Source organism: Vibrio lentus, assembly GCF_030409755.1.
GTDB classification, from domain to species: Bacteria; Pseudomonadota; Gammaproteobacteria; order Enterobacterales; family Vibrionaceae; genus Vibrio; species Vibrio lentus.
Genome location: NZ_JAUFQE010000002.1, coordinates 2,131,521 through 2,157,190, shown reverse-complemented (window position 1 = coordinate 2,157,190; position 25,670 = coordinate 2,131,521). Strand labels below are relative to the sequence as shown.

The following is a 25,670-nucleotide window of genomic DNA, read 5'->3' as shown; positions in this document are numbered from 1 at the left end:
GGAGATATGACCATGAAACTGAATTTCTCTTTATACCGTTACAACCCAGATGTGGACCAGAAGCCTTACATGAAAGAGTACACCCTAGAGGTGGAAGAAGGTTCTGACATGATGCTTTTGGACGCGCTTATTCTTTTGAAAGAGCAAGATCCAACGATTTCATTCCGTCGCTCATGCCGTGAAGGTGTATGTGGTTCTGATGGTTTGAACATGAATGGTAAAAACGGATTGGCGTGTATTACGCCACTGTCTGCACTTTCTGGCCAAGATAAAATCGTAATTCGCCCACTTCCAGGTTTGCCTGTTGTGCGTGATTTAATCGTAGACATGACTCAGTTCTACGATAACTACGAAAAAGTTAAGCCGTTCTTAGTGTCTGATGGCAATGTGCCACCGGCTCGTGAAAACCTACAAAGCCCTGATGAGCGTGCTCATTTAGATGGTTTGTATGAATGTATTATGTGTGCATGTTGTACGACTTCATGCCCATCATTCTGGTGGAATCCAGATAAGTTCATCGGACCAGCTGGCCTACTTGCAGCATACCGTTGGCTAATAGATAGCCGAGATACGGCGACAGACGAACGTCTGTCCGATCTTGATGATGCATTTAGCGTTTTTCGTTGCCATGGCATCATGAATTGTGTAAGTGTTTGTCCTAAGGGATTAAATCCGACGAAAGCGATTGGTCACATTAAGACCATGCTAGTGAATCGTTCGGTTTAAGTTATATAAAAATTGCCGCCCTAGAAGTTTTGGGGCGGCCTTTTAATAGCTCGGCATAGACCGCAGCAAACGTGAAAACTACTGGTTAAGGGAAAATATGCACAACGGCGTGATGAAGGCATGGCTCGAGTCTTCACACTTGGCTGGCGCCAATGCAACGTACGTAGAAGAACTCTACGAACTGTATCTAAGTGACCCCGACTCGGTAAGTGACGAATGGAGAAGCGTATTTGAAGAATTGCCTGTGCAAGCTTCAGAAACGGTGGAACAACCACACTCTCGCGTTCGTGAATACTTCCGTCGACTCGCTCAAGAAACAAAGCATTACAGTGTCCAAGTTAGTGATCCTGATGTCGATGCGAAACAAGTAAAGGTTCTGCAACTGATTAATGCCTATCGATTCCGAGGGCATCAAGCAGCAAACCTAGACCCCCTAGGTTTATGGAAAAGAGATACAGTCGCTGAACTGGACCCTTCTTTCCACACTCTTACCGAAGATGACCTCAATGAGACATTTAACGTCGGCTCTTACGCTATTGGCCAAGAGACGATGGTGCTTCGAGATTTGTACAAATCTCTAAAGCAAACTTATTGTGGTTCGATTGGTGCTGAATACATGCACATGACTAACACAGAGCAAAAGCGTTGGATTCAACAACGTTTAGAGTCTGTTTCTGGTCAACCCTCTTTCGATAAAGAAGAAAAGCAAGCTTTCCTAGAAGAGCTAACTGCTGCTGAAGGTCTTGAGCGCTATCTTGGTGCTAAATTCCCTGGCGCAAAACGCTTCTCATTGGAAGGTGGTGATGCGTTGATCCCAATGACGAAGGAAATTATTCGTCATGCTGGTGGTCAAGGCATGCGTGAAGTTGTTGTTGGTATGGCTCACCGTGGTCGTCTAAATATGTTGGTCAACGTGCTTGGTAAAAAGCCACAAGACCTATTTGACGAATTTGCGGGTAAGCACGACGACACATGGGGAACCGGTGATGTGAAATACCACCAAGGTTTCTCTGCTGACTTCGCAACGCCACGTGGGAATGTTCACTTAGTATTGGCATTTAACCCTTCACACCTAGAAATCGTAAACCCTGTAGTTATTGGTTCGGTTCGTGCTCGTCAAGATCGCTTAGACGATAATGATGGCAGCCGAGTACTACCAATTACTATCCATGGCGATTCTGCAATTGCAGGCCAAGGGGTTGTACAAGAGACATTTAACATGTCACTTGCTCGTGGTTTCTGTGTGGGTGGTACGGTTCGTATCGTTGTGAATAACCAAGTTGGTTTCACAACCTCTAACCCTCGCGATACTCGTTCTACAATGTACTGTACTGACATCGCTAAGATGGTTCAGGCACCGATTTTCCACGTAAATGCAGATGATCCAGAAGCGGTTGCTTTTGTTGCTCGTCTGGCGCTGGATTACCGTAATACATTTAAGCGTGATGTTGTTATCGACTTGGTTTGTTACCGTCGCCACGGTCACAATGAAGCCGATGAGCCGAATGCAACCCAGCCTTTGATGTACCAAAAAATCAAGAAGCACCCAACACCACGTAAGCTATACGCTGATGTGCTGATGGAGCGCGGAGAGTTTGGTATTGATACTGCAACCCAACTCGTTAACGAATACCGCGATGCTCTTGATCACGGTGAAGTTGTGGTTAAAGAGTGGCGCCCAATGGCGATGCACTCTGTCGACTGGTCTCCATACCTAGGTCATGACTGGAACATTGAATGGGACAACAAAATTGATATCGAGCGTCTGAAAGAGCTGGGTTCAAAAATTTGTCAGTACCCTGAAAGTCACAAGCTTCAGAGCCGTGTAAATAAACTGTACAACGATCGTACTGCCATGATTAATGGCGAGAAACAAGTCGATTGGGGTATGGCGGAAACACTGGCGTATGCAACGCTTGTTGATGACGGAAAGCGTATTCGTATTTCTGGCCAAGATTCTGGCCGTGGTACGTTCTTCCACCGTCACTCTGTACTTCATAACCAAACTGACGCAAGCACGTATGTTCCTCTTGCGAACATTCATGACAAACAAGGGCCATTCCAAGTGTTTGACTCGGTATTGTCAGAAGAAGCTGTGTTGGCATTTGAGTACGGCTATGCAACAGCAGAGCCAAGCGGTCTAACCCTTTGGGAAGCACAATTTGGTGACTTCGCAAACGGTGCACAAGTTGTTATTGACCAATTTATCTCGTCAGGTGAGCAAAAATGGGCACGTCTATGTGGCCTAACAATGTTGCTTCCTCACGGTTATGAAGGTCAAGGCCCTGAGCACTCTTCTGCTCGTCTTGAGCGTTACCTTCAGTTATGTGCTGAACAAAACATGCAGGTTGTTGTTCCTTCAACGCCAGCACAGGTTTACCACATGATTCGTCGTCAGGTCGTTAGACCAATGCGTCGTCCACTGATTGTAATGTCACCTAAGTCATTGCTTCGTCACCCTCTGTGTACGTCTTCTCTTGAAGATCTTGCAGACGGTACGTTCCAACCAGCTATCGCAGAAATTGATGATCTGGCTCCTGAGAACGTAAAACGCGTCGTGTTCTGTTCAGGTAAGGTTTACTTTGACCTTCTTGACCAAAGACGTAAGAACGAGCAAGACGATGTCGCTATTGTGCGTATTGAGCAACTTTACCCGTTCCCTTACGAGGACGTGAGAGCTGCGATCGCTCAATACACAAATGTAGTCGATTACGTTTGGTGTCAAGAAGAGCCACAAAACCAAGGTGCTTGGTACAGTAGCCAACATAATTTCCGAGCTGCTATCCCAGTGGGTGCTGATATTCAATACGCAGGTCGTCCTGCATCAGCGTCACCAGCTGTTGGCTATATGTCGGTACACTTGAAACAACAAAAAGCGTTAGTAGACGACGCTTTGACCCTACTTAAGAACTAGAAGTAAAAGGAAAATACAGACATGACAATTGAAATTCTGGTTCCAGATTTACCTGAATCTGTGGCTGATGCAACAGTAGCGACTTGGCACAAAAAACCAGGCGAAGCCGTTGCACGTGATGAAGTCATTGTAGACATCGAAACAGATAAAGTAGTTCTAGAAGTACCGGCTCCTGAAGCGGGTGTTCTGGAAGCTATCATTGAAGAAGAGGGTGCTACGGTACTTTCTAAGCAGCTTCTTGCGAAAATCAAACCTGGTGCTGTCGCTGGTGAACCAACGAAAGATACGACTGAAGATACAGAAGCTTCTCCTGATAAGCGCCACAAAGCGGCACTTACAGAAGAAAGCAACGACGCACTAAGTCCTGCTGTTCGTCGTCTTCTTGCTGAACACAACCTACAACCAGCTGACGTTAAAGGCACTGGTGTTGGTGGTCGTATTACTCGTGAAGACATCGACGCACACCTAGCAGCAGCGAAAGCGGCTCCGGCAGCAGCATCTGCACCAGTAGTTGAAGCGCCAGCAGCAGCTCGTAGCCAAAAACGCGTGCCAATGACTCGCCTACGTAAGACAGTTGCAAACCGTCTTCTAGAAGCGAAGAACAGCACAGCGATGCTGACTACTTTCAACGAAGTGAACATGAAGCCAATCATGGATCTTCGTAAGCAGTACAAAGACCAATTCGAGAAGCGTCACGATACGCGTCTTGGTTTCATGTCTTTCTACGTGAAAGCAGTAACAGAAGCACTGAAACGTTTCCCAGAAGTTAACGCTTCTATTGATGGTACAGATATCGTTTACCACAACTACTTCGACATCAGCATGGCAGTATCAACGCCGCGTGGTCTAGTGACTCCAGTACTGAAAGACTGTGACACACTAGGTTTCGCTGACATCGAAAAAGGTATCAAAGAGCTAGCAATCAAAGGCCGTGACGGCAAGCTAACTGTTGATGAGCTGATGGGCGGTAACTTCACTATCACGAACGGTGGTGTATTTGGCTCTCTAATGTCTACGCCAATCATCAACCCGCCTCAAGCGGCAATTTTGGGTATGCACAAAATCCAAGATCGTCCAATGGCTGTTGATGGCAAGGTTGAGATCTTACCAATGATGTACCTAGCGCTTTCTTACGATCACCGTCTAATCGACGGCCGTGAATCAGTTGGCTTCCTAGTGACAATCAAAGAGCTTCTAGAAGATCCTGCACGTCTGCTATTAGACGTTTAGTATCTCTAAAACGTCTAGTTAACCCCGTTAGCTAGACGTAAAAAGTTTCAAAGGCTAGGCTGCTCAACGTCTGGCCTTCAATTGAACTGTAAAGCCATTAGAAAATGGACAGCAGTTGATTTGAGAAGACCCTACAGACGTACCACAGGAAACTGTGTCGTTATGGAAATAATAATCCCTTAAGGGAAAATAAACGGAATATCAAAATGAATTTGCATGAATACCAAGCCAAACAGCTGTTTGCAGAATTCGGTTTGCCTGTACCAGAAGGTTTCGCATGTGATACAGCACAAGAAGCTTTCGAAGCTGCAGGCCGTATCAGTACAGCCAAGAAAGTCGTTAAGTGTCAAGTACACGCTGGTGGTCGCGGTAAAGCGGGCGGCGTAGAGCTACATGACACTAAAGAAGGCGTTAAAGAGTTTGCACAAAAGTGGCTAGGTAAAAACCTAGTGACTTACCAAACAGACGCTAATGGTCAGCCTGTAACAAAGATCCTAGTTGAAGAAGCATCGAACATTGCTAACGAGCTTTATCTAGGTGCTGTTGTTGACCGTGCAACTCGCAAAATTGTATTCATGGCGTCAACTGAAGGCGGTGTGGACATTGAGAAAATCGCTGAAGAAACTCCAGAGTTGATTCACCAATCAGCGATCGATCCTCTAGTTGGCCCTCAAGCTTACCAAGGCCGTGAACTGGCATTTAAACTTGGCCTAGCTGGCGATCAAATTAAACAGTTCGTTAAGATCTTCATGGGTCTTGGTGAAATGTTCGCTCAGTACGACCTAGCTCTACTAGAAATTAACCCGCTTGTTGTTACAAATGAAGGTAACCTTCTTTGTCTAGACGGCAAGATCAACATTGACTCAAACGCAATGTACCGTCAGCCAAAGCTTCGTGAAATGCACGATCCTTCACAAGAAGACGAGCGCGAAGCGCACGCAGCTCAGTGGGAACTGAACTACGTAGCACTTGATGGCAACGTTGGCTGTATGGTTAACGGTGCAGGCCTTGCTATGGGTACGATGGATATCGTAAACCTACACGGCGGCAAGCCAGCAAACTTCCTTGATGTAGGCGGCGGCGCAACAAAAGAGCGTGTAGCTGAAGCATTCAAGATCATCCTTTCTGATGACAATGTTAAAGCAGTACTAGTAAACATCTTCGGTGGCATCGTTCGTTGTGACATGATCGCTGAAGGTATTATTGGTGCAGTTAAAGAAGTTGGCGTAACAGTTCCTGTCGTTGTTCGTCTAGAAGGTACAAACGCAGACCTAGGTCGCGAAGTACTTGCTAATTCTGATGTTGATATCATTGCTGCTGTATCTCTAACAGATGCTGCTCAGAAAGTTGTTGCTGCTGCGGAGGCTAAATAATGTCTGTATTAATTAACAAAGACACTAAAGTAATCTGTCAGGGTTTCACTGGCGGTCAAGGTACATTCCACTCAGACCAAGCTATCGCATACGGTACGCAAATGGTTGGTGGTGTTTCACCTGGTAAAGGTGGTCAAACTCACCTAGGCCTTCCAGTATTCAACACAGTACGTGAAGCAGTAGAAGTGACTGGCGCAACAGCAACAGTTATCTACGTACCAGCACCTTTCTGTAAAGATGCAATCCTAGAAGCGATTGATGCAGGTATCGAACTGATCGTAACGATCACTGAAGGTATCCCTACTACAGATATGATCGACGTTAAAGTGAAGCTAGAAGAAACTGGCGTTCGCATGATCGGTCCTAACTGTCCAGGTCTTATCACTCCAGACGAGTGTAAGATTGGTATCATGCCTGGCCATATCCACAAGAAGGGTAAAGTAGGTATCGTATCTCGTTCAGGTACTCTGACGTACGAAGCAGTTAAGCAAACAACAGATGAAGGCTTTGGTCAGTCTACATGTGTTGGTATCGGTGGTGACCCTATCCCAGGTTCAAACTTCATTGATATCCTAAAACTTTTCCAAGAAGACCCAGAGACTGAAGCAATCGTAATGATTGGTGAGATCGGTGGTACTGCGGAAGAAGAAGCTGCTGAGTTCATCAAAGCAAACGTAACTAAGCCAGTTGTATCTTACATCGCTGGTGTTACTGCTCCTCCGGGTAAACGTATGGGCCATGCTGGCGCAATCATCTCTGGCGGTAAAGGTACTGCTGAAGATAAATTCGCAGCACTAGAAGCAGCAGGCGTTAAGACTGTTAAGTCTCTTGCTGACATCGGAAAAGGCCTACGTGAAATCACGGGTTGGTAATCAGCTGGCTTTTATCTAACGAGATAGAAGTTAACTGAACGATATAAGAAAGGCTTGGTCATTGACCAAGCCTTTTTCTTTTGTGACTGATTTTTTGTGAGCGACTCTTTTGTAAACAATCACCGCATCAACTGTTGTGTTGTTAAAAGCCAGAATGAATCCCGACTTTTCACTTTAGGCGCGAGTTCTGTACATTTGAGACAGCATAAACATTGCCGCAGCACTGATAACAACAGAAGGGCCAGCTGGTGTGTCATAGAACCAAGACAAACTTAATCCGCCGAACACAGCGATAGAGCCAATAACTGAGGCAAGAAACGCCATCTGTTCAGGTGTATTGGCAAACTTTCTTGCTGTTGCTGCTGGAATGATAAGTAGTGAGGTCATGATTAACGCACCAACAAACTTCATTCCTACCGCAATCACGATACCCACAAGTAGCATCAAAATAAGACGCATTAAATCAATGTTGATGCCGTCAACCGCTGCGAGATCTTCGTTAACGGTCGTCGACAATAGCGGTCGCCAAAAGATAGCAAGCACCAGTCCAATCACGGCTGCACCCGCATAGATAAATACTAAGTCGGTCGGAGAAACTGCAAGCAAGTCACCAAATAGGTAACTCATTAGATCGACACGAACATTGTCTAAGAAGCTTACCGCTACAAGGCCTAAAGAGAGCGCACTGTGTGCCAAAATACCGAGTAGGGTATCGGTCGCAACCAGCTTTTGCTTTTGTAACGTAACCAGTAATACCGCTAGCATCAAACAGCAAATCAGCAGTGCTAAGTACAAATTAATATTGAATAAGAAGCCAAGCGCTAAGCCCATCAAAGAGGCGTGAGCAAGGGTATCTCCAAAGTAAGCCATCTTTCGCCAAACCACAAAAGAGCCTAGTGGCCCCGCGATTAGAGCAATGCCCAAGCCAGCTAAAATAGAGGGAAGAAGAAACTCAAGCATTAGTGGTGTCCGTGTTTATGGTTTGAACATTCATGTACGTCGCCTTCGACAGGTTGTCCTGCGAGATCATGATGGTGATGTTCGTGTTGGTGGTGATAAAAGGCTAAGGTCTCTTGGGTCGCGGTGCCAAAAAGCGCGATATAAGAGGGGTGATGTTTGATATCTGCAGGGGCGCCTGAGCAACAGATATGATGGTGTAAACAGATTACATCGTCTGTTTTTGCCATTACTAAATGCAGATCATGTGACACCATAAATACAGCACAACCAAAGCGGTGACGAATGGTATCAATCAGGTCGTACAGGTCTATTTGGCCTTGAACATCTACGCCTTGAGCCGGCTCATCGAGAACGAGAAGGTCGGGTCTTCTCAGCAATGAACGAGCGATAAGTACTCGTTGATTTTCACCGCCGGATAGCTGATGCATATTGCTTTTCTGCAGGTGCTCTGCGCCAACGAGCTTTAATGCTTCCAGTATCTCCTGCTGGCTAAACTTACCTGTCAGCTTGAGAAAGCGCTCGACACTTAAGGGGAGTGAATCATTGAGCTTTAGCTTCTGCGGAACATAACCAATTTTCAGTTTGTTCGATTTTGTTATTTTACCTGAAAACTTGGTTTGTAAGCCCAGTACCACTTTTACCAGTGTCGATTTCCCAGCACCGTTCGGCCCAATTAGGGTCGTGATTCTGCCACGCTCTAAATTTAGAGAGATGTTGTCTAGAACCTTTCGACCGTCAAATTCGACGCTAACAGAATCTAGTTGGATTAAGTTATCCATGAATAGAACTCATTTGCAATTCGCTAATGTTATAATGTAACATTTACCGCAAGCCTAAGCTACTTTTCTATTATCGAGGAATTATGTCACGTTCATATTTTATACTTGCTACTTTGTTATTAGCCCCAAACGTTGCAAGCGCGAGCACTATTCTAACAAGCTTCAAACCTATTCAAATGATAGTGACAGAATTAACGCAAGGCGTTAGTGAACCGGATGTGTTGATGAACAGCAATGCGTCACCACACGACTATGCGCTTAAGCCATCTGATGTCAAAAAAGTTCACAGTGCAGATATGGTGATTTGGTTCGGTCCTGACCTAGAAGCTTTTTTGACTAAGGTGATTGGTTCAAAAGAGAACGTTATCGAAATCAGTGAAATCCCTGGGATTAATTTGAGAGAGTTCGGACATGAAGATCACGATGCTCATGAAGGGCACCATCATGGTAGCCATGACCCTCACTTTTGGTTAGGTATCGATCAAGTTGAAGTAGCCGCGAACTATATCTCAGCTAAGTTGATTGAAACTGATCCAGACAATGCGATGGCGTATCAAGAAAACCTAGATTCCTTCTTGATTGCCTTGAAAGAAAAGCAGCAGTCGATTCATGAACAGCTTGCGCCAGTTAAAGACAAAGGCTACTACGTATTTCACGATGCGTATGGTTACTTCGAGCAAGAGTTTGAGTTGAATAATTTAGGTCACTTTACCGTGAGCCCTGAACGTAAACCCGGAGCTAAAAGCTTGATAGCGATTAAGAAAACTCTGGTACGTGACAATGTTCAATGTGTGTTTGCTGAACCTCAGTTTACACCTGCCGTTATTGAATCGGTAACTCGTGGGAGTAGCACGAAACAAGGACAACTTGACCCGATTGGCTCAAGTGTTGAAGTTAAGAGTGGAAGTTATTTCGAATTTCTTCAGCAACTTACAGACAGCTACACAAGTTGCCTAACGGGAAATTAATGGTTAGCGAGTTATTAATTGCTAACTTTGCTCTCGATAATTTATGAATAATGCCGCTTTTTGCGGCATTTTCGTGACCGCTAAGATAAAACCTTCCAACAAATTACAAACCTCCTTTCTCCTTCGATAATTTCCGCTAAAATAGAGAGATAATTATAAGCACAAAAAAACTTAGTTTCCGTTGAAGCAACGATAAGACGTTGTGGCGAACGAAATTTCATGTGTTGTTGCTGTTCAGGATTAAACGTTGTCTCAAATTATCTTCAGAATGTTCATGTTAATGAGCATTTCATTTAGCGTTCTAGCGGTAAATACTTCACCCTCTGTTTTTTACCCTTTGCCTGTTCAGGCTCAGGGGAATTTCCTTGCGGCCAAAAATCTCTATCTAGGTGCTGGTGGTGGATTGTGGATCCATGATGTGCATGGGAAAGTGCTCTTTTATGATGGTCGGGCTCTACTTCCACGTAAGGGTAGCCTTCTGCAGTTTTCATCGGAAAGCGTTGCTTTTCTAAATGATGAGTTTTGGACTTTTTTTGACAACGAAGTCTACCGACATAGTCCTGGCATCGGTAATGAACTCGCCTTCAGTTTGAGCCCCGGTGCTGAGATCGCCAATATTGGTGCTTCAGGTGACTTTATTTGGGTCACAGATGGCGCTAATTTCTATACGTATAACACCCAATCCTCAGAATTTAATACCTATTCACTTCTCAAACTGTACCGATACAACAACAGTAGCGACATTACGATTAATGATGCTGAGTGGGTACTATCAAAATGGGTTCTGGCAACAAGTTCTGGTACTTACCTATCAGAAAATCAAGAATTTGCCCATGTTCCGGCTTCCGATAAACACTACATCGAAACCGTCTACTTTTCGAATGCGAGACGTGAATTACTGATTGGTACATTAAATGGTGTTGTCATTGTCGATTTGGCTAATTCAGAGAAAGAAACCAAGATCAGTGGCTCGCATGTTCTCTCTGTTGCTGAAACCACTGATCAATATTGGATTGGTACTGAGCACGGCCTGATTAGCTACAACTTTATTACCGGCGAAATCACTCGTTTTGAACAAGCTGCTAACCAAGACTTTTCGTTACCGGGCGAGAAAATTTACTCGCTGATTAATGATCATGCTGGCGGTATGTGGGTGGCGACCAACAATGGTATCCGTTATTTCTCATTGTTTAGTAAGACTTTTTCTCGAACGCCACTTAACGGAATGGGAATGCACTCGAGTAGCGTTGTGATCAACAAAGTGCAGCCTGTTGATGACCACCAGTCTTGGGTCGCGTCATCTATGGGGCTATATTTGGTCGATTCGCAAAGTGAAGACGTTCCTATTCATGTTCATACAAAACCAGTTAAGGATTTTGAGATCTTTGGTTCATCAATCTGGATTGCAACTGAAGAGGGCATTCTCAGTTTTAATACCCAAACGTTGCAGGCTGAACCGCTCGATTTGCCGAGAGCGATTCAGGGCGTTCATGTTGAGAATTTTGCTCTTCAACCTGACCAAACTTTGTGGATGACATCTGGGCAAAACCTATATTCATTATCGTTCCAGACAATGCAGTTAGCGTCTTATGGCGCTGATTGGTTGGTCGATAAGTTTCTCCCCGCCGAAATCACAGACCTCAATGTAGGCTTGCAAGGCAGTGTGTACATCGGCACGGATCATGGTTTCTATTCATTTATCGATAAGAGAATCAGTTTCAATCGTTCTAGTGAAAGATTTGGCAAAGTTGTCGATATTGAGCAAGCAAAGGACGGTTCTCAGTGGTTTGCTGGCAGTTACGGTGTGTACCGAATTCCCTATGACAGCAACATCATTGATGAGATCGCCCTTGTCGAAGACAATATCAGCCCGAGTTGTTTAATCAGCGATGATAATGGTGTGTGGCTGGGATCATCTAAGGGGATCAGTTATTACGGACTCGATGGCCAGTTGCATAAACACATCGGTTCACCGTTTGGTTTGATCACCAATGAATTAGCGGCGGGCGCTTGTGCACTGTTTTATAGTGAAGCAAATCAATCTTCGCGGCTTGTTCTAGGTTCTAAGTATGGTGTGGTTAGTGCATTGTCCAATGAGCTTTTAGTATCAACGACGCCTCATAGCCGAGCCTTATTAAGCAAGATCAGTGTTGACCAAGAAACGGTATCGCTTGGTGGAAGAACGTTGGATTTAAAAGAAATACCTTACGGCTCTTCCATTGGTTTCAAGCTTGGTATTTTACCCGCGACGTTTGCTCCAGCGATGGAGTATAGGCTCAATGACAATGAACCTTGGAGCGAGTTTGAGGGAGGCTTGCTTACGCTAGACCACTTGCTTCCCGGTGACTATACGCTTGAAGTGAAACCAGTGAAGGACTCGCATTATCGTTTTGTTTCCACCAATCAAAGTTTCTCGATAGCTGAGCCTTGGTATCTGAGCAATTGGGCAGCAGCAAGCTCCTTGATTCTACTTATTTGTGTAGTCACTATTCTGGTGTTTTGGCGTTCACGCTATGTCACTTTTGCCAATAGACATTTAAAAGCGCAAGTCGCTTTAAAGACCGATCAGTTAAGGCATCAAAGCCGGATTTTATTAACGACGAATCAACAGCTCAAAAAGCAACTGTCTGTTAAGAATGTATTGGTTTCTCATACGGCGAAAGAATTGTCCGATGAAGTGAATCAGATTGCTGTAATGCTACCCAATTGGAATGATGACCAAGGAAAGTCTCCGATCCTAGCGTTAAAAAATGGTTTAGCTCAATTGAGTAACAGCCAAGAGGGAGAGGGAACGGTTTGTTACGATGTGATTTTGATCTTGGAGTCGGTACTCAAAGCTTGGAAGGACGACTTAGCTAAAGCGGGAATCGAGCTGGATATCAGCGTTGAAACCAAGCACCGACATGTGTCGCTGTTGTATTTTAATCTCGATATTATCTTTAATAGCTTGGTCGCGAGTATCATCAAGCGAAATTTCAAATCGCAGAGTATGGTGATATTGGTGGAAGAGGTTAAAGGTCATCTCGTTGTTACGATAAGAGATCATGGTATGCCTTTCCCTAAGTTGGCTTCAGCGATTAATGACAGCAGTGGGAAATCAACCGATCTTAATATTGAAAAGCTGCCTTTATTGATGAATCAGAGTGGTGGAGAACTCAATGCCTTCATTTCGGATTCTCAAAATAAAGTTCAACTGTCTTGGCCAATTAAATATCAAGTATTGCAAAACCTTGAAGCGAGTACCATAGAGCAAATCGAGACGATCAAGCACACAGCCTCAAGTTCAGAACAACAAAAAGTGAGTGCGGAGCAAGAGTGGAAAAACAAAGTGTCACAGCTTGTGAGTGAACACTACGCTGATGCTGAATTTGGTACAGCAACTGCTGCGAAGTATTTGTTCATGTCTGAGAGAAGCTTACAACGACGTTTTAAACTCGCTTATCACAAGACATTCAAGGAACACTTGAATGAAGTTCGTCTCGAACATGCTTGTGAGCGCTTACTCGCGGGAGAAAAAGTGTCAGACGTAGCCTTTGATTCCGGATTTAATGACCCGTCCTACTTTAGCCAAAGGTTTAAGCATCACTTTGGTATGTCTCCCTCTAAGTTTGCAGAAAACAACGAAGAGTAGTGAGCTGTGGATTCAGACTGTTTTCATTTAGATAAAGATACTCTAAGCCTCGACATTCGTGTTGGGGCTTTTTTACGCTCATATTAGATAGAGATAGAGATAGAGATAGAGATAGAGATAGAGATAGAGATAGAGATAGAGATAGAGATAGAGATAGAGATAGAGATAGAGATAAAAAGGGTTAGGGTTGCAGTAAGTTTGCTAGGGATATAACGAGGAAGAAAAAAATATCGTGGCATAGCCGGGGGGACTATACCACGGGTGTCAAGGACACCTTCGCTTGCTGCCGGAGTGATGTGGCAAGCCACATCACCTCTGGAATAAAATTAAAGAGAAGTAGTTTCTCTTCGATGGAGTTACTATACGTCTGTCCACTTATTTTACTTATAAAATTAACGACAGATGGCCATGAGAAAACCGACATTATTTTAAGTTTTTGATAATTAATGTTTTTGTGTTGTTTTGAGAGGTTCGTACTAGTGAGGTAGTTCTCGTTGCTTGTTGAAAGTAACGTTTTTGACGTAAGCGTTTTTAACGAAATTTACGAGTATGTATTTTCGAAAACATTGATTTCACACAATGGAATTGTGGTCATGTATGTGTATTATGCTGGTAATAACAATCTTTCTCATTATCAGTCACGAATTGGGTATTTATGAAACTCTCACAACTAGAGCAAGGCAAAGCGGCTTCTATTGTTGCACTAACAGGTTTAACACCAGAAGTTAGAAAAAAACTTATGGTCATGGGCATGTTGCCAAAAACCGAGGTGACGTTGATTCGCCGTGCACCTATGGGTGATCCGCTTCAAGTTGAAGTGAGAGGGGTTTCAATCGCCATTCGTGAAAGCATCGCAGAACAAATCGAGGTTATCTAAATGGATTATCAAGTTCTAACCGTTGGTAACCCGAATAGCGGTAAAACAACATTATTTAATGCATTGACCGGCGCCAAGCAACATGTTGGTAACTGGGTCGGTGTAACTGTAGAAAAGAAGACGGGTGTCTATTCTCACGCTGGTGATAAGTTTCAGCTTACCGATTTACCTGGTATCTACGCGCTAGACAGTGGTAATGACGCGAACAGTATCGATGAGTCTATTGCATCTCGCGCTGTGCTTACTCACCCAGCAGATGTGATCATCAATGTTGTTGATGCGAGCTGTTTGGAAAGAAGCTTATACATGACATTACAATTGCGAGAGTTGGGTCGTCCAATGATCGTTGTATTGAACAAAATGGATGTATTAAAGCGTGAACGTCAGGTCATTAACCTTAAGGCTCTAGAAAAAGAGCTAGGCTGTCCGGTTCTGAGCTTGTCTGCAAACGACAAAGGCCAAGTGGTTCGCTTTAAAGAACGCCTTCATAAGTTACTTGTTCAAGGTGTGAGCCTTGACCCTATCTCTATCGATTACGACGCAGCATTAGAAGCACTAATCCCTTCTGTTGAATCACAATTTGATGATGCTGATGTGTCGCATAGAGCACTAGCGATTCGTGCTTTAGAAAATGATTACTTGGTTCTAAATGGTCTTGCTCCTCAGCCTCGCACTCAAATTGATAGCGTGCGCCTGAGTGCTGACTTTGATATTGACCTTGCGGTTGCCGATGCAAAATACACTTTTCTACATGACCTGTGTAAGCGTGTTCGCCGTAGTGAAGGCAAGCTAAGCCGAAACTTCACAGAAAAAGCAGACCAATTCATTTTGAACAAGTGGGTCGGCATTCCTTTCTTCTTCGTCATTATGTACTTGATGTTCATGTTCTCTATCAATATAGGTAGTGCGTTTATCGACTTCTTTGATATTGGTGTAGGTGCGTTATTGGTTGATGGTGGTCATCACTTATTAGACGGACATTTACCTGTTTGGTTAGTGACAATCCTTGCCGATGGTATCGGTGGCGGTATTCAAACGGTTGCTACCTTTATTCCGGTAATCGCTGCTCTTTATCTATTCTTAGCGGTACTAGAAAGTTCAGGCTACATGGCGCGTGCTGCATTTGTACTTGATAAAGTGATGCAGAAAATCGGCTTGCCGGGTAAGGCTTTTGTTCCTCTGGTACTTGGTTTTGGTTGTAACGTTCCTTCGATCATGGCAACACGTACTCTTGACCAAGAGCGTGAGCGTAAACTGGCTGCATCAATGGCACCGTTTATGTCATGTGGTGCTCGTCTGCCAGTATACGCACTGTTTGCAGCCGCATTTTTCCCTGGTGCAGGGCAAAACGTAGTCTTCGCTTTGTACATCATGGGTATTGTTGCTTCTGTGTTCACCGGTCTATTCCTTAAAAATACAATCTATCCTGGCAGCAGCGATAGCTTGGTTATGGAAATGCCGGATTACGAATTGCCGACTGTGCAAAACGTAATGCTAAAAACGTGGCAAAAGCTGAAGCGTTTCGTGCTTGGTGCTGGTAAAACAATCGTAATGGTTGTGGCAATTCTGAGCTTCTTGAACTCTCTGGGTATGGACGGCAGTTTTGGCAACGAAGACAGCGAAAGCTCTGTGCTATCTAAAGCGGCTCAAGTTGTGACTCCAGTGTTCCAACCGATTGGTATTACTGAAGAGAACTGGCCTGCAACGGTTGGTATCATCACTGGTATCTTCGCTAAAGAAGCGGTTGTCGGTACATTAAACAGCTTGTACACCACACCTTCAGACGAGGAAGCGGCTGAATTTGATCTAGCTGCAAGCTTGCAAGAAGCAGTCATGACCATCCCTGAAAATCTATCTGGCTTGAGCTATTCAGATCCATTAGGTATTGAAGTGGGTGACTTATCGGACTCAAGTTCTGTCGCTGCGGATCAAGAAGTTGATACTTCTATCTTTGGTAACCTGAAAGACAAATTTGTTTCTGGACATGCTGCATTTGCTTACTTAATCCTAATCTTGCTTTACACACCTTGTGTGGCCGCGATGGGTGCTTATGTTCGTGAATTTGGTCAGATGTTTGCGCGTTTCATCGCAGTATGGACCATGGCTCTTGGTTACTTTGGTGCGACCTTCTATTACCAAGCGGCAAACTTCGCTGCTCACCCAGTCAGCAGTGCGGTATGGATGGTGGCGATTGCTGGTGGCTTTGTATTGACGTATCGAGTCTTCAAGAAAGTCGGCAGTAAGCAAAAAGCATTAGAGGTGCAAGTAGTATGATTTTAACTGAACTTCATCAATACATTGATAACGAGGGTGTCGCAGCTCGTAGTGAACTCGCGTCTAAGTTTGGCATGAGTGAAGATGGTGTTGATGCGATGCTGAGTGTGTGGGTCAAGAAAGGGAAGGTATCTCGCTTAGTCGACACCAACAAGCATGGACATACAACACGTATTCGTTACACCATCAGCAAACAAGATGGTCTGTCACTTAATGTGATGATGTAGTTCAGGTCTTCATACTCTCGTTGAAAACGGCGAGATTAGACAATAAAAAAGCCGCTCACCTATTTTAGATGAGCGGCTTTTTGTTATGTGTCTTTATTTGAACTGCCTTGCTTTAAAGCGTAATGAGATGAACTCGAATTACGCTTTTTTGAAGATAGAGCTCAATGACAAAACATTCTGGATACGAGTATGGATTGCTGCTTGTTCTTCTTCCGTGCGCTGTTCGCCTTTGGTGTTTCCCCATATTGGCCCTGGCCATGCGATGTCATCTTTGAAACGTGCAATATGATGAATGTGCAGTTGTGGCACCATGTTACCCAATGCGCCTAGGTTTAACTTGTCTGGTTGGAATGTCGCTTCTAATGCTTGGCTTACCGCTTGGGACTCAAGTAAGAACTGCTGTTGTTCTTTCATTGGTAGATGGTGCAGTTCTTTTAGGTTGGCACGTTTTGGTACCAAGATAACCCAAGGCACTGCACTGTCTTTGCTTAGCAGCGCCAAGCTTAGTGGAAATTCGCCGATAAGCGTGGTGTCTTTTGCTAACTGTGGGTGAAGTTCAAAGCTCATTATTATTATCCATTTCGATTTCTTGAATTCAGTATACGTTAGATAAAACAAAAGGTTGATGCTCTCACATCAACCTTTGTATTTATTCATTGTAACCCGAAGGGAATTACATGCGCTCTAGAGTTTCGATACCTAGAAGCGACAGACCTTGCTTGATAGTCTTAGCTGTCAGTGCAGCAAGCTTCAGGCGGCTCTGTTTAACTGTTTCATCTTCAGCCACAAGGATAGGGCACGCTTCGTAGAAGCTAGAGAATTGACCAGCAAGTTCGAACAGGTAGCTACACATGATGTGTGGTTGACCTTCACGAGCAACAGACTGTACCGCTTCTTCAAATTGTAGAAGTTTCGCGATAAGTGCTTTCTCTTTCTCTTCAGTGATTTTGATTTCACCTTCAAGAGAGTCCATAGAAATGCCGGCTTTAGCAAAGATTGAAGCGACACGAGTGTATGCGTACTGCATGTACGGTGCTGTGTTGCCTTCAAATGCCAGCATGTTTTCCCAGTCGAACACGTAATCAGTGGTACGGTGCTTAGAAAGGTCTGCGTATTTAACTGCCGCCATTGCTACTGTGTTCGCGATGGTTTTCTTCTCGTCTTCTGCTAGCTCAGGGTTTTTAGATTCAATCAGCTGAGTTGCACGTACTTCTGCTTCGTCCAGAAGGTCAGCAAGACGGACTGTACCGCCTGCACGAGTTTTAAATGGCTTACCATCTTTACCTAGCATCATGCCAAATGCGTGGTGCTCAAGAGATACAGACTCAGGAACATAACCCGCTTTACGAACGATAGTCCAAGCTTGCATTAGATGTTGGTGCTGACGGGAGTCAATGAAGTAAAGTACGCGGTCTGCGCCCAGTTCTTCAAAACGGTATTTAGCACATGCAATATCGGTGGTGGTGTACAGGAAGCCACCGTCACGTTTTTGCACGATAACGCCCATCGGGTCGCCGTCTTTGTTTTTGTATTCGTCTAGGAATACAACTTGTGCGCCGTCAGACTCTTTTGCTAGGCCTTGTGCTTGTAGATCAGCAACGATGTTTGAAAGCATGTGGTTGTACATACTTTCACCCATCACATCATCACGTGTCAGTGATACGTTTAGGCGATCGTAGTTACGTTGGTTTTGAACCATGGTTACGTCAACCAGCTTTTTCCACATTTCAGCACAGTATGCGTCGCCGCCTTGCAGTTTCACTACGTAGCCACGTGCTTTTACTGCGAATTCTTCGTCTTCGTCGTAAAGCTTTTTAGATTCACGGTAGAACTGCTCAAGATCTGAAAGCTCCATTGAAACTTCGCCAGTTTCAGCTTGGATGCGCTCAAGGTTTGCGATAAGCATACCGAATTGAGTACCCCAGTCACCAATGTGGTTAGCACGGATAACTTTGTGACCTAAGAACTCAAGTGTACGAACAACAGCATCACCGATGATCGTTGAACGTAGGTGACCAACGTGCATTTCTTTTGCAACGTTTGGAGCAGAGTAGTCAGCAACAATTGTTTGTGCTTCAGCTGCTGCAACACCAAGGCGAGAGTCAGCCAGTGCTGCGTCTGCTTGTTGTGCTAGGAATGCTTCATCTAGGAAGATGTTTAGGAAACCTGGACCTGCGATTTCAACTTTAGAAGCGATACCGTCTAGGTTTAGAACGTCCAATACTTTTTGAGCAAATTCTCGAGGGTTAGTGCCTAGTCGTTTAGCAACGCCCATAACGCCGTTTGCTTGGTAGTCACCAAATTGTGGTTTTGCAGATTGGCGAACAGCCGCAGGAGAGCCTGCAGGTGCGCCAGCGGCTTCTAGAGCCTGAGATACTTTGTCATTAATCAGTGCTTGGATATTCACACGCGTTTCCTTCAATTCAAGGATGAATAAGAGTGGCCGTTATTTCGTGGGTATTAAATTTGGTTAATTATGCTTCGAGTTAACGATTTAATGCCGAAATGAACAACAGACTCTGTTTAAGTTCACAAAAATGGCGTTAATCATACCAATTTTGTGGGGTTTCTTATAGGTCGAATTGATAGAAAATTAACATTTCCTAAGGGGTTTTTGACAATCGACTTTGACCAAGCCAGGTTTGTCTATTTAGGAAAGTAAGACACCGTACTTTTTGAACGTTTTTTTGTAAAAGCAACGCTTGTTGCTGAAAGTAAAACTGATACCATGCAGCCATTATTTGGAAAACAAAGACAATGACGATGAGCCTGAAGCAAGCCGAACTAGAACCACAACAAATGATTGCGCGCCTTGATACGTTTATGGCGAAAATTGAGAACCTAGGAAATACATTGGGTTTAGATTTAAGCTTTGCTCAAGCGGATCATATTGCATTAAGAATCAATGAAACTGAGCTTGCGAAATCAGCACATCAAGCATGGTCTGAATACGGCTCTACAATTTCAGAAGCGATGATTAACGGTCGTCCAATTGTCGTGTTGGCTTTCGATGAACCATTGCAAAGTCTTGGTTGGAAGATTGAGTGTTTAGAGCTTCCGTACCCTGCAGAAGGCAAAATTTACCCAAGCCAAGATTGGGAACATGTCGAGTTTGTGATTCCTTCTCACGCGCAAACGGCTGATGAGTATCTAGCGGATCTTAAAGAAACCTATCCACAGTTTGCTGCTAAGTTTGAAACTTTGGCAGAGCAAGGTATTAAGATAAAACTCTCTAGCCCGAAAGGCGAGGGTGAGCGTTTGAATAACCCAACGGTTGCATTCAAACATCAAGGGGTTTGCATCAAGCTGCATCCACACTCTTTGAAGAAGATTGTAGAGTCAGAACAGGCTTAATTTGAGCAGAGAATAGCTGGAAATAGATTCCTGATCTCGCCTAGGCTCGTCGGAATGCTTGATAGTGTTTGCCAAAGTTTATCTTTAGATGCTGACTGAGCGTTCGAGGACGTATGTCAGAGTCTACAGTTAGAAGATTCATGGCTGAATTCGTCATTCCCGATAGCGACGAAAGAGCGTAGTTGGAAACCTCTAAAAGCTAGTCTAATAACCAGATACAAAAAAACGCGCAATGGGTTAACCCTGTTGCGCGTTTTTTATTGGGTTCTAACTGGAAGTTTTACTGGAACTCGATATCCGACTTACAGAATCACAGTCTTGTTACCGTAAACAAACACGTGATCATTGATCACTTTGTTTAAAGCCTTACTCAACACGTTCTTCTCTACGTCACGACCCGCTTGAGCCATGTCTTTTGCGCTGAAGTTGTGATCCACTGGAATCACGTCTTGCTTGATGATTGGACCTTCATCGAGATCGTTTGTCACGAAGTGCGCCGTTGCACCAATGATTTTTACGCCGCGCTCATACGCTTGCTGGTATGGTTTAGCGCCAATAAATGCTGGTAAGAAGCTGTGGTGGATGTTGATGATCTTGTGATTGTATTTCTCAACAAAGCCCGGAGTCAGCACTCGCATGTATTTAGCAAGAACCAAATAGTCCGCCTCGTACTGGTCAATCACTTCAAGCATCTTCTTCTCATGTTCTTCACGGTTTAAACCTTCGTGAGAAACATGATGATAAGGGATTTCAAAACGCTCGGTTAAGCTTTGCAGAGTATCGTAGTTGCCAACAACAGCGGCAATTTCTACATCCAAACTGCCATCGAAGTTCTTCATTAGAATATCGCCAAGGCAGTGCGCTTCTTTAGTCACGAGTATCACGACACGCTTACGAGATGAATCAACAAGCTTACGTTTTGTGTTTTCTGGTAGCGCTTGATCTAAATCGGCGAGTAAGGTTTCGTCATTGAAGTAACCCTCTAGCTCGGTACGCATAAAGAAGTGGCCACTAGTGTTATCAACGAACTCATTGTTGTGAATAATATTGAGTTGGTGCTTGTAACAAATGTTGGTGATCTTTGAGATGAGGCCTGGGGCGTCAGTACAATGTGTTAATAAAGTTTTTCTTTCCATTTGCATCTTACTTCCATGAAATGTTTTTATTCTTCAAATTTAATGCAGGCCGTCGAACGGTGAACTGAGCCGCAATATCACCGTTATAATTAATCTATTATCAATTTGGTTTCAACAAAATCTACCGTTCATTTAGGGGATTAATAAATTGAGAGGCTTAATAAATTCAGGTAGAGGTTAGATTTCTGACGGTTTTAACCGATATTCTCGGTCAAGTCCCACTAGAGCGAGCCAACATTTCAGCCATGCATAGGTGATCATTTATGGATAAAGAGTTACTAGCGAAAAAGTTATATTGTAAGCGTGTAAATTCATTAGTTGGTGATGTTCAGGTGGACGGCAACGTTCTTGATGAAATGTGGGAAAGCAAGGCTTCTCCGACTGATGCTGCTAAAGCCATGCAATCAAGTGATACCGACTTTACTGGTGCGCCTTGGTTATCTCGTTTTTTGAATCGTAAGTAGTTAAACAACCCTTTCATTTGTTTTGGGCTAGGTTGATAAGAAGGATCTAGCCTGCCATGTTCTATTCGATAGACACCTCCGGTGCGCAGTCATTTCTGATTCGCACCGGCTCACTAAACCTGCCATAATTCGCCTTCTATTTTTCTAAACCACGTACTCTATGATATCTAAAACGTTTTCTGCTGATGGTGCTCTGGGTAAAGCGATCCCTGGGTTTCAACCACGACAAGCTCAGCTGGATATGGCTGAAGCGGTCTCACAGGCCATTGAGCAACAAAGCCAACTGGTTGTTGAAGCGGGGACAGGTACCGGCAAGACGTTTGCTTACCTCGTGCCAGCGCTGCTAAGTGGCAAGAAAACTATTATCAGTACGGGGTCTAAAAACCTTCAAGAGCAGTTGTTTCATCGTGATTTACCATTAATGGTCGATGCGCTTGGCTTTTATGGTCAGGTTGCCCTGCTGAAAGGTCGTTCAAACTATTTGTGTTTAGACCGCTTGAGCCGCCAGATGATCGAAAGTCATGGTACTCATACCGATCCAACATTGTTAGCTCAGTTGGTGAAAGTGCGCAGCTGGTCTTCGGCGACTCAAACTGGTGACTTAGGTGATTGCGATGATATTGCTGAAGATAGCCCGGTTATTCCAACCATTACCTCAACCAACGACAACTGCTTAGGTAAAGAATGCCCAAGCTACACCGATTGCTTTGTGCTGAAAGCGCGTAAAAAAGCGATGGATTCCGATGTTGTCGTAGTAAACCACCACTTGTTCTTAGCGGATTTAGCGATTAAAGAAACCGGATTTGGTGAGCTTATTCCAGAGGCTGATGTGTTTATCTTCGATGAAGCGCATCAACTTCCTGATATTGCCAGTCAGTACTTCGGACAATCAGTATCAAGCCGACAAATCCAAGAACTAGCCAAAGACATTGAAATTGCTTACCGCACTGAAGCCAAAGACATGCGTCAGTTGCAAAAGGTTGGCGAGAGGCTAATTCAATCAGCTGCTGACCTACGTATTGTGCTCGGCGACACAGGATTTCGCGGTAACTGGCGTGAAGCGTTGAAGTCCGAGTCGATTGCTAGAGAGTTGGTTCGTTTACAAGATGCGTTGCAACTGGCCGTCGATGTATTGAAATTAGCATTGGGTCGAAGCCAGTTGTTAGACACGGCTTTCGAACGTGCAACCATGATTAAGTCGCGTATCGAACGTGTATGTGATGTGTCGATTACCGGTTATTCCTATTGGTATGACACAACGCCACGACAATTTGCTTTGCACATCACGCCTCTTTCGGTTGCCGATAAATTCCACGAACAAATCGAGCTTAAACCGGGTGCTTGGGTGTTTACTTCAGCAACGCTAGCGGTGTCGGATGATTTCGATCACTTCACCTCTCGACTTGGATTAAAGCCGTCGGCACAGTTTTCACTGCCGAGCCCATTTGATTATCCGAATCAGGCGCGCTTGTGTGTACCTCGTTATCTTCCAGAGCCCAATAGCCCGGGCTTGGCTGATAAATTAGTCAGGATGCTGGCTCCCGTTATTGAGCAAAACCAAGGTCGTTGTTTCTTTTTGTGTACCTCACACAGCATGATGAAAGAGTTGGGCGAGCGATTCCGTGAAACGCTTACTGTACCCGTTCTATTGCAAGGTGAGACCAGTAAGCAAAAAACCTTAGCGGAATTCATGGAATTAGGTAACGCATTGCTGGTGGCCACGGGGGCATTCTGGGAGGGGATCGATGTTAGGGGCGACGCATTAAGCTGTGTTATCATCGATAAATTGCCCTTTACAGCCCCAGACGACCCGTTACTCAAGGCTCGAATCGAGGACTGTAAGCTAAAAGGGGGTGATCCTTTTGCACAAGTGCAGTTACCAGACGCAGTGATTACCTTGAAACAAGGTGTTGGCCGATTAATACGTGATAAGCGTGATAATGGCGCTTTGATTATTTGCGATAACCGATTGGTGACCCGTGATTACGGTGGTGTATTTTTGGCGAGTTTACCGCCTATCCCACGTACCCGTGACTTAGGGATCATTAAAGAATTCTTAGCTAAAGACCATTCAACCGCTGCTGAGTAATTGGCATTGTTGAACTTAGCCATTATTTTTAGATTAGATAACGAATATTTGAGACACGAATGAGCGCGAAAATTCTTGCAGTAGATACCGCAACTGAAAACTGTTCAGTTGCACTAGTAATGGGTGACCAGGTGTTCGCACGTAGCGAAGAGGCTCCTCGAGACCATACGAAAAAAATTCTACCTATGGTTGATGAAGTACTGAAAGAAGCGAACATCGCTTTAACCGATATCGACGCAATCGCGTTTGGCCAAGGCCCTGGCAGCTTCACGGGTGTACGTATTGGTATTGGTATCGCTCAAGGCTTAGCTTTTGGTGCTGATTTACCGATGATAGGTGTGTCTACACTGGCAGCGATGGCGCAGGGCAGCTACCGTAAATTTGGTGAAACTCACGTAGCAACAGCGATTGATGCGCGCATGAGTGAAGTGTACTGGGCTCGTTACAGCCGTGAACAAGACGGTCGTTGGACTGCAGTTGATGCGGAATGTGTCACACCTCCAAGCGAATTGGCTGCGCAACTTGAAGTGGATTCTGAGACATGGGCAAAAGTAGGCACCGGTTGGGAAGCGTACGCCGAGCACATGGATACACTAGCGATCAACACTAAAGCGTGTGAGGTTCTGTTCCCAGAAGCTCAAGATATGGCGTTCCTTGCTCAATTTGCTTATGCAGAAGGCAAAGCGGTTGCAGCTGAGGAATCTGAGCCAGTTTACCTACGTGACAAAGTGACATGGAAGAAACTGCCAGGTCGTGAGTAAATACGTATTATTTTGGCTCTGCATTCACTTTGCAGAGCCAAAATTAAAACAGATACAAAATCATTAAAATTAGGTACAAAATTCCTTAAGCATGGTTTCAATAAACGGCTTACCTCCTTCTTCGATAGGCAACACATCCAAAACCAATCGAACCAATAAAAAGAACGAGGTAAAAAAAGGCGATGCAAAAACCTCAGTTGGTCAGCCAACTAAGGTCGCGAATGCTGTCTCGCATTCCATTCGCCAAGTCAAAGAATCTGAGATTCACAAAGCTCAGGTTCAATATGATCTTCCAGAAGGACGTGGACGCCGTGCGATGGAAGAGTATATGGATGTGATGAATCAAGCTAAAAAAGAGGAACTTGCGAAGCTTATTGGGGTCGATATTTATATCTAGCTTTGTGCTTTTATTTATCCTGTTCTAAGGACCAGCATTATGTTTTCTCTCATTTCTAAATCTCGCTTATTTTTCCTTGTCGCTTTCTCTTCGATGGTGATGGGCTGCTCCTCTTTGCCTGAAGAACTTAATGCAAACTCTGAACAAGTCGTGACCGACTACCAAGAGTGGGTAAACACAGTGCCAGACGCTGGTGATGTTCGCTTAGGTGGTGTGATTGCTAAGGTGACAAATTTACAAGATAAGACTCGTGTTGAAGTGGTTAACATGCCGATCTCAAGCAGCGGTAAGCCAGATATTGATGCCGAACCAAAAGGGCGCTTTGTCGCTTATATTGATGGTTATGTTGAGCCATTGAGCTTTGCTGAAGGTCGTTTAGTCACTTTGGTGGGCACATCAAATGGCACAGAAGATGGCACTATTGGTGATTATCCTTATACTTTTCCGGTAATGAATGTTTATAACCAACGCTTGTGGCAAATCACAGAAAGAGTGGTTGTGAACGATTTTGCTCCTACTTACTACTCATGTCGCAGCTTACATTGTCGTAGTTTTCAAACGATGCCAAGACAAGGGCGCGTAATTAAAGATGTCGAATAGTTAGCATCGTTTAGGATTAATGGATACATCAAGACAGG

Annotated in this window: 22 protein-coding genes; 16 read left to right on the top strand and 6 right to left on the bottom strand. The window is 44.4% G+C overall.

What is annotated here, in order from left to right; genetic code table 11:
* Positions 1–12 precede the first annotated feature (12 nt).
* The 5 genes from QWZ07_RS17930 to sucD all read left to right on the top strand — a co-directional run bounded on the left by QWZ07_RS17930 (position 13) and on the right by sucD (position 7,115).
* Positions 13–726, top strand: coding sequence for a succinate dehydrogenase iron-sulfur subunit (locus QWZ07_RS17930; protein ID WP_009847320.1), 714 nt, complete (start codon positions 13–15; stop codon positions 724–726).
* A 97-nt stretch (positions 727–823) separates the two neighbouring features.
* Complete coding sequence (sucA, locus tag QWZ07_RS17925) at positions 824–3,640, top strand: 2-oxoglutarate dehydrogenase E1 component (protein ID WP_017110327.1); 2,817 nt, start codon at positions 824–826, stop codon at positions 3,638–3,640.
* A gap of 21 nt (positions 3,641–3,661) precedes the next feature.
* Positions 3,662–4,870: a 2-oxoglutarate dehydrogenase complex dihydrolipoyllysine-residue succinyltransferase gene (gene odhB, locus QWZ07_RS17920; RefSeq protein ID WP_017106130.1), complete on the top strand. Its 1,209-nt coding sequence runs from the start codon at positions 3,662–3,664 to the stop codon at positions 4,868–4,870.
* 206 nt (positions 4,871–5,076) lie between these two features.
* Positions 5,077–6,243 carry an ADP-forming succinate--CoA ligase subunit beta gene (gene sucC / locus QWZ07_RS17915; RefSeq protein ID WP_192852205.1) on the top strand — a complete coding sequence of 389 codons (1,167 nt, stop codon included), beginning with the start codon at positions 5,077–5,079 and terminating at the stop codon, positions 6,241–6,243.
* Positions 6,243–7,115 carry a succinate--CoA ligase subunit alpha gene (sucD, locus tag QWZ07_RS17910; protein WP_004734209.1) on the top strand — a complete coding sequence of 291 codons (873 nt, stop codon included), beginning with the start codon at positions 6,243–6,245 and terminating at the stop codon, positions 7,113–7,115. The genes sucC and sucD overlap by 1 nt, the downstream gene beginning before the upstream one ends.
* A 174-nt stretch (positions 7,116–7,289) precedes the next feature.
* Here sucD and znuB read toward each other — a convergent pair whose 3' ends face one another.
* Entirely contained in the window at positions 7,290–8,075 is a 786-nt protein-coding gene (gene znuB / locus QWZ07_RS17905) for a zinc ABC transporter permease subunit ZnuB (protein ID WP_017084084.1), read from the bottom strand.
* Positions 8,075–8,854, bottom strand: a complete 780-nt coding sequence (gene znuC, locus QWZ07_RS17900; protein WP_017110326.1) for a zinc ABC transporter ATP-binding protein ZnuC — start codon at positions 8,852–8,854, stop codon at positions 8,075–8,077. The genes znuB and znuC overlap by 1 nt, the downstream gene beginning before the upstream one ends.
* A gap of 83 nt (positions 8,855–8,937) precedes the next feature.
* Between znuC and znuA the strand changes: the two genes are divergently transcribed.
* Positions 8,938–9,822: a zinc ABC transporter substrate-binding protein ZnuA gene (gene znuA, locus QWZ07_RS17895; protein ID WP_017106133.1), complete on the top strand. Its 885-nt coding sequence runs from the start codon at positions 8,938–8,940 to the stop codon at positions 9,820–9,822.
* 280 nt (positions 9,823–10,102) lie between these two features.
* Entirely contained in the window at positions 10,103–13,453 is a 3,351-nt protein-coding gene (locus tag QWZ07_RS17890; protein WP_192852204.1) for a helix-turn-helix domain-containing protein, read from the top strand.
* Between the two features lie 83 nt (positions 13,454–13,536).
* On the opposite strand, the gene QWZ07_RS17885 is transcribed toward QWZ07_RS17890, so the two are convergent.
* Positions 13,537–13,692: a hypothetical protein gene (locus QWZ07_RS17885; protein WP_290255674.1), complete on the bottom strand. Its 156-nt coding sequence runs from the start codon at positions 13,690–13,692 to the stop codon at positions 13,537–13,539.
* A gap of 416 nt (positions 13,693–14,108) precedes the next feature.
* On the opposite strand from QWZ07_RS17885, the gene QWZ07_RS17880 reads away from it, so the two are divergent.
* From QWZ07_RS17880 to QWZ07_RS17870, 3 genes are read left to right on the top strand one after another with little or no spacing between them, the layout of a single operon-like run.
* A complete protein-coding gene (locus tag QWZ07_RS17880) occupies positions 14,109–14,330 on the top strand; it encodes a FeoA family protein (protein WP_008221191.1) in 222 nt (73 codons plus the stop codon).
* A complete protein-coding gene (feoB, locus tag QWZ07_RS17875) occupies positions 14,331–16,604 on the top strand; it encodes a Fe(2+) transporter permease subunit FeoB (protein WP_065103146.1) in 2,274 nt (757 codons plus the stop codon).
* Positions 16,601–16,831: a FeoC-like transcriptional regulator gene (locus QWZ07_RS17870; RefSeq protein WP_004734201.1), complete on the top strand. Its 231-nt coding sequence runs from the start codon at positions 16,601–16,603 to the stop codon at positions 16,829–16,831. Before feoB ends, QWZ07_RS17870 begins: the two co-directional genes overlap by 4 nt.
* Positions 16,832–16,969: 138 nt before the next feature.
* On the opposite strand, the gene QWZ07_RS17865 is transcribed toward QWZ07_RS17870, so the two are convergent.
* Both QWZ07_RS17865 and argS read right to left on the bottom strand, forming a co-directional pair.
* On the bottom strand, positions 16,970–17,398 hold the full coding sequence (locus tag QWZ07_RS17865) for an HIT family protein (protein WP_192852202.1): 429 nt from the start codon (positions 17,396–17,398) through the stop codon (positions 16,970–16,972).
* A gap of 106 nt (positions 17,399–17,504) precedes the next feature.
* Entirely contained in the window at positions 17,505–19,238 is a 1,734-nt protein-coding gene (argS, locus tag QWZ07_RS17860; RefSeq protein ID WP_065110961.1) for an arginine--tRNA ligase, read from the bottom strand.
* A gap of 350 nt (positions 19,239–19,588) precedes the next feature.
* Between argS and QWZ07_RS17855 the strand changes: the two genes are divergently transcribed.
* Positions 19,589–20,185, top strand: a complete 597-nt coding sequence (locus QWZ07_RS17855; protein ID WP_192852201.1) for a VOC family protein — start codon at positions 19,589–19,591, stop codon at positions 20,183–20,185.
* Positions 20,186–20,487: 302 nt separating this feature from the next.
* Here the strand turns inward: QWZ07_RS17855 and purU are convergent, their stop codons facing one another.
* Positions 20,488–21,321 (bottom strand): formyltetrahydrofolate deformylase, encoded by an 834-nt coding sequence (gene purU, locus QWZ07_RS17850; protein ID WP_192852200.1) that lies wholly within the window; start codon positions 21,319–21,321, stop codon positions 20,488–20,490.
* 263 nt (positions 21,322–21,584) lie between these two features.
* Here purU and QWZ07_RS17845 point away from each other — a divergent pair, with 263 nt between their 5' ends.
* From QWZ07_RS17845 to QWZ07_RS17825, 5 genes are all read left to right on the top strand, one after another.
* Entirely contained in the window at positions 21,585–21,785 is a 201-nt protein-coding gene (locus QWZ07_RS17845; protein ID WP_192852199.1) for a hypothetical protein, read from the top strand.
* A 160-nt stretch (positions 21,786–21,945) separates the two neighbouring features.
* Positions 21,946–23,874 carry a DNA repair helicase YoaA gene (gene yoaA / locus QWZ07_RS17840; RefSeq protein WP_099165320.1) on the top strand — a complete coding sequence of 643 codons (1,929 nt, stop codon included), beginning with the start codon at positions 21,946–21,948 and terminating at the stop codon, positions 23,872–23,874.
* A 59-nt stretch (positions 23,875–23,933) separates the two neighbouring features.
* Entirely contained in the window at positions 23,934–24,635 is a 702-nt protein-coding gene (tsaB, locus tag QWZ07_RS17835) for a tRNA (adenosine(37)-N6)-threonylcarbamoyltransferase complex dimerization subunit type 1 TsaB (protein WP_017074519.1), read from the top strand.
* Between the two features lie 91 nt (positions 24,636–24,726).
* A complete protein-coding gene (locus tag QWZ07_RS17830) occupies positions 24,727–25,032 on the top strand; it encodes a hypothetical protein (RefSeq protein ID WP_017074520.1) in 306 nt (101 codons plus the stop codon).
* Positions 25,033–25,071: 39 nt separating this feature from the next.
* The gene (locus tag QWZ07_RS17825; RefSeq protein WP_017074521.1) at positions 25,072–25,632 is read left to right on the top strand and encodes a Slp family lipoprotein; all 561 of its coding nucleotides are present in this window, start codon (positions 25,072–25,074) and stop codon (positions 25,630–25,632) included.
* Positions 25,633–25,670 lie beyond the last annotated feature (38 nt).

Coding starts and splice junctions, on each gene's coding strand:
- QWZ07_RS17930 (WP_009847320.1), top strand. CDS start 13: ATGAAACTGAATTTCTCTTTATACCGTTACAACCCAGATGTGGACCAG.
- sucA (WP_017110327.1), top strand. CDS start 824: ATGCACAACGGCGTGATGAAGGCATGGCTCGAGTCTTCACACTTGGCT.
- odhB (WP_017106130.1), top strand. CDS start 3,662: ATGACAATTGAAATTCTGGTTCCAGATTTACCTGAATCTGTGGCTGAT.
- sucC (WP_192852205.1), top strand. CDS start 5,077: ATGAATTTGCATGAATACCAAGCCAAACAGCTGTTTGCAGAATTCGGT.
- sucD (WP_004734209.1), top strand. CDS start 6,243: ATGTCTGTATTAATTAACAAAGACACTAAAGTAATCTGTCAGGGTTTC.
- znuB (WP_017084084.1), bottom strand. CDS start 8,075: ATGCTTGAGTTTCTTCTTCCCTCTATTTTAGCTGGCTTGGGCATTGCT.
- znuC (WP_017110326.1), bottom strand. CDS start 8,854: ATGGATAACTTAATCCAACTAGATTCTGTTAGCGTCGAATTTGACGGT.
- znuA (WP_017106133.1), top strand. CDS start 8,938: ATGTCACGTTCATATTTTATACTTGCTACTTTGTTATTAGCCCCAAAC.
- QWZ07_RS17890 (WP_192852204.1), top strand. CDS start 10,103: ATGAGCATTTCATTTAGCGTTCTAGCGGTAAATACTTCACCCTCTGTT.
- QWZ07_RS17885 (WP_290255674.1), bottom strand. CDS start 13,692: ATGCCACGATATTTTTTTCTTCCTCGTTATATCCCTAGCAAACTTACT.
- QWZ07_RS17880 (WP_008221191.1), top strand. CDS start 14,109: ATGAAACTCTCACAACTAGAGCAAGGCAAAGCGGCTTCTATTGTTGCA.
- feoB (WP_065103146.1), top strand. CDS start 14,331: ATGGATTATCAAGTTCTAACCGTTGGTAACCCGAATAGCGGTAAAACA.
- QWZ07_RS17870 (WP_004734201.1), top strand. CDS start 16,601: ATGATTTTAACTGAACTTCATCAATACATTGATAACGAGGGTGTCGCA.
- QWZ07_RS17865 (WP_192852202.1), bottom strand. CDS start 17,398: ATGAGCTTTGAACTTCACCCACAGTTAGCAAAAGACACCACGCTTATC.
- QWZ07_RS17855 (WP_192852201.1), top strand. CDS start 19,589: ATGACGATGAGCCTGAAGCAAGCCGAACTAGAACCACAACAAATGATT.
- purU (WP_192852200.1), bottom strand. CDS start 21,321: ATGGAAAGAAAAACTTTATTAACACATTGTACTGACGCCCCAGGCCTC.
- QWZ07_RS17845 (WP_192852199.1), top strand. CDS start 21,585: ATGGATAAAGAGTTACTAGCGAAAAAGTTATATTGTAAGCGTGTAAAT.
- yoaA (WP_099165320.1), top strand. CDS start 21,946: ATGATATCTAAAACGTTTTCTGCTGATGGTGCTCTGGGTAAAGCGATC.
- tsaB (WP_017074519.1), top strand. CDS start 23,934: ATGAGCGCGAAAATTCTTGCAGTAGATACCGCAACTGAAAACTGTTCA.
- QWZ07_RS17830 (WP_017074520.1), top strand. CDS start 24,727: ATGGTTTCAATAAACGGCTTACCTCCTTCTTCGATAGGCAACACATCC.
- QWZ07_RS17825 (WP_017074521.1), top strand. CDS start 25,072: ATGTTTTCTCTCATTTCTAAATCTCGCTTATTTTTCCTTGTCGCTTTC.